The sequence below is a fragment of the Propioniciclava sp. genome (assembly GCF_029977985.1).
Lineage (GTDB): Bacteria > Actinomycetota > Actinomycetes > Propionibacteriales > Propionibacteriaceae > Propioniciclava.
The window spans coordinates 1-3,856 of sequence record NZ_JARKOT010000240.1 but is presented as its reverse complement, the minus strand read 5'-3'; the positions used below and the strand labels follow the sequence as shown (position 1 = coordinate 3,856).

The 3,856-nt window shown below is 69.7% G+C and carries 4 protein-coding genes; 2 read left to right on the top strand and 2 right to left on the bottom strand.

The window, feature by feature from the left end; genetic code table 11:
• Together Q1K57_RS13600 and rpsO are read right to left on the bottom strand one after the other, a co-directional pair.
• Positions 1-1,733: polyribonucleotide nucleotidyltransferase (locus tag Q1K57_RS13600; protein WP_300083525.1), on the bottom strand; the 1,733-nt coding region annotated here is incomplete at its 3' end.
• A gap of 282 nt (positions 1,734-2,015) precedes the next feature.
• Complete coding sequence (rpsO, locus tag Q1K57_RS13595) at positions 2,016-2,279, bottom strand: 30S ribosomal protein S15 (RefSeq protein WP_300083521.1); 264 nt, start codon at positions 2,277-2,279, stop codon at positions 2,016-2,018.
• Between the two features lie 244 nt (positions 2,280-2,523).
• Here rpsO and Q1K57_RS13590 point away from each other — a divergent pair, with 244 nt between their 5' ends.
• Positions 2,524-3,696 (top strand): NAD(P) transhydrogenase subunit alpha, encoded by a 1,173-nt coding sequence (locus Q1K57_RS13590; protein ID WP_300083519.1) that lies wholly within the window; start codon positions 2,524-2,526, stop codon positions 3,694-3,696.
• A partial coding sequence (locus Q1K57_RS13585; protein WP_366525377.1) for a proton-translocating transhydrogenase family protein occupies positions 3,693-3,856 on the top strand: 164 nt, incomplete at its 3' end. The genes Q1K57_RS13590 and Q1K57_RS13585, both read left to right, overlap by 4 nt.

Here is a 3,856-nt window from a genome sequence, read left to right as displayed (position 1 = left end):
AGGCTCATCTCGTCGGGGCCGTCGATCGCCTCGTTCATCACATCGAGGAGCGTGTGGCGCGCCTCGCGGGCCTGCAGCAGGGCGGCAGCCAGCACATCGGCGGGGATGCCGTCGAGCTTGGTATCCAACTGCAGGGCCGTGACGAACTCACGCGTTCCCGCGACCTTGAAGTCCATGTCCCCGAGGGCATCCTCGGCGCCGAGGATGTCGGTGAGCGCGACGTAGCGCATCTCACCGTCGATCTCGGCCGACATGAGGCCCATGGCGATGCCCGCCACGGGCGCCTTGAGGGGCACACCAGCGTTGAGCAGCGACAGCGTCGAAGCGCACACCGACCCCATCGACGTCGAGCCGTTCGACCCGAGCGCCTCCGACACCTGGCGAATGGCGTAGGGGAACTCCTCGCGCGAGGGCAGCACCGGCACGAGCGCCCGCTCGGCGAGCGCGCCGTGGCCGATCTCGCGGCGCTTCGGCGAACCGACGCGACCGGTCTCACCGGTGGAGTACGGCGGGAAGTTGTAGTTGTGCATGTAGCGCTTGGTCGTCTCGGGGGCGAGCGTGTCCAGCTTCTGCTCCATGTCGAGCATGTTCAGCGTGCTCACGCCCAGGATCTGGGTCTCGCCGCGCATGAACAGCGCCGAGCCGTGCACGCGGGGCAGGACGCCGACCTCGGCGCTCAGGGTGCGGATGTCCCGCGTGCCGCGTCCGTCGATCCGGACGCCCTCGGTGAGGGTCTTGTGCCGCACGATCTTCTTGGTCAGCGCGCGGAACGCACCCGTGACCTCCTTCTCGCGGCCCTCGAAGCGCGGCCCGACCTCGGTGCGGATCTGCGCCAGCAGCTCCTCGGTCGACGTCTCACGCTCGTGCTTGCCGGCGATGCTCATGACCGCCTTGAGACGATCGGACGCCGCCTCGGCGACGGCCCCGAACACGTCGGCCTCGTAGTCCTTGAAGACCGGGAACGCACTCATGGCCTTGGGCAGCTGGTTCGCGAGCTCGATCTGCGCCTCGCACAGCGCCTTGATGAACGGCTTGGCGGCATCCAGGCCGGCCGCGACGACCTCTTCGGTCGGGGCGGTCTTGCCGGAACGCACGAAGTTCACGGTCGACTCGGTGCCGCCGGCCTCGACCATCATGATCGCGACGTCGCCGTCGGGCAGCACGCGGCCGGCGACGGCCATGTCGAACGTGGAGTCAGCCATCTGCTCCACGGTCGGGAAGCCGACCCACTGATCGCCGATGAGCGAGACGCGGACGCCGCCCACGGGGCCCGAGAAGGGCAGGCCGGCCAGCGTCGTGGACGCCGACGCGGCGTTGATCGCGAGCACGTCGTAGCGCACGTTCGGGTTGAGCGCCATCACCGTGACGACGACCTGGACCTCGTTGCGCAGGCCCTTGACGAAGCAGGGGCGCAGCGGCCGGTCGATGAGGCGGGCGGCAAGGATCGCGCCCTCGCTCGGGCGCCCCTCGCGGCGGAAGAACGAGCCGGGGATGCGGCCCGCGGCGTACATGCGCTCCTCGACGTCGACCGTCAGCGGGAAGAAGTCGATCGCGTCGCGCGGGTTGTTCTGGGCGGTGGTGGCGCTCAGCAGCATCGTGTCCTCGTCGAGGTACACGGCCGCCGATCCGTTCGCCTGCCGGGCCAGCAGCCCGGACTCGAAGCGGACGACGTGCTTGCCGTGGGCGCCGTTGTCGATGACGGCCTCCGTGAAGCGGAGGTCGGGTCCCTCCATGGCCATGGAGTGTTTCCTTTCGTGGGATGCCCACCCGCGCCGGCCAGAGGAACGGTCTTCGATCGAGGCCCTCGGGACATCCGCCCCGGGAGCCACTACCGAGGACCGCAGGCATGGGCCAGGTGGGCAGTGGACAGGTCTTGAGTTGTGTCCCGTCGGTCTCGTCTCGACCGGCGGGGTGCTGCGTGACGGACGCCGACGGCGTCCGCAAACCACGCTAGCGGCTGGACATGGCAACGAGGGAGTGGCGCGCAGCCACTCCCCCGGGAGTCATGCCTTGGGTCACCGGCGCAGGCCGAGGCGGGCGATGAGCGAGCGGTAGTGCTCGACGTCCTGCTTGGCCACGTAGTTCAGGAGGCGGCGACGCTGGCCGACGAGCAGCATGAGGCCGCGGCGGCTGTGGTGGTCACCCTTGTGCTCCTTGAGGTGCTCGGTGAGGTGCGCGATGCGCTTGGTGAGGAGCGCGATCTGGACGTCGGGAGAGCCCGTGTCGCCCGGCTTGGTCGCGTATTCCTCGATGATCTGCTTCTTCGTCGCGGCATCCATGTGCTGCTCCTTCTTTCCCGTTGCGCGGCGCCGTTTCCCACATCGGGGCGGCTCTCTGACTCCGCGGGCGGTTCACGCCAAGGGTCAACTCTACCCGATGGCGTCCTGCCTGCCCTAATCGGGAATCGGTCACCGGGATCGAAAAGTGAACAGCCCCCAGGGTCGACCGCGGGCGCCGACGGATTCGCCAATCTACGACGCTGCGTAGTTCAATGGAGCCGCCGGTGACCCGAAGGAGTGAGCGATGGCTGTCGTGATCGGAGTGCCTGCGAGCGCGGAGGGGGAAACCCGGTCACCGGTCGTGGGTGATGTGGTGAAGAAGCTCGCCGCCCTCGGCGCGAGCGTCCTGGTGGAGAAGGGCGCCACCGATGCCGCCTTCGCGACCGCCGAGTCGCTGGGTGAGGTGACCTGGGCCGGTTCGACGGCCGAGGTGCTGGCCGCGGCCGACGTGATCTGGACGATCAACGGCCTCGACCCCGCCGCCGAGGCGCACCTGCGACCCGGCCAGGTCCTCATGGGCCTGCTTCACCCGTACGCCGGCGCCGAGCACGCGTCGCGGCTCGCGGACGCCGGCGTCACCGCCTTCGCGATGGAGTTGCTCCCCCGCATCTCGCGCGCGCAGAGCATGGACATCCTCTCCAGCCAGGGCGCGGCGTCCGGCTACCAGTGCGTGCTGATCGCCGCCGCCCGGGCTCCCAAGTTCTTCCCGATGCTCACCTACGCGGCCGGCACGATCCGGCCGAGCCGCGTCCTCGTCATCGGTGCCGGCGTGGCCGGCCTGCAGGCCATCGCGACCGCCAAGCGTCTGGGAGCGATGGTCGAGGGCTACGACGTGCGGCCCGAGACGCGCGAGCAGGTCGAATCCCTCGGGGCCAAGTTCGTCGACACGGGCGTGAGCGCCGCAGGCGAGGGCGGCTACGCGCGGGAGCTCACCGACGACGAGCGCGCCCGCCAGGCCGCCGCGCTCGCGAAAGCGGTCGCCAACTCCGACGTCGTCATCACGACCGCGGCGGTGCCCGGGCGCAAGGCCCCGCGCATCGTGACCCGGGAGATGGTGGACGCCATGCGTCCCGGTTCGGTGGTGGTCGACATGGCCGCCGAGACCGGCGGGAACGTGGAGGGCACCGTGGCCGGCAAGGAGATGGCCGTCGGGCCTGCCCGTGTCGTCGGACCGGTGAACCTGCCCGGCCGGATGCCGGTCCACACGTCGGAGATGTTCGCGAAGAACCTGTTCAACTTCACGGCGCCGATGATCGTCGACGGCGCTCTGGCCATCGACTGGTCGGACGAGGTCATCGCCGGCACCGCCCTCACCCACGCCGGGCGGGTCGTGCACGGCGGCGTCCGGAAGGCACTGGGGCTGGCAGAGGACGCGATCCCGACCAGCCCGACCAACGAAGGGGAAGACGCCCGATGATGGACCTGCTGTACCTGTACATCTTCATCCTGGCCGCGTTCGTCGGCTACGAGGTGATCTCACGGGTGCCGGTGATCCTGCACACGCCGTTGATGTCCGGCTCGAACTTCGTGCACGGCGTGGTGCTGGTGGGGTCCATGTGGGCCCTGGCCCACGCGAC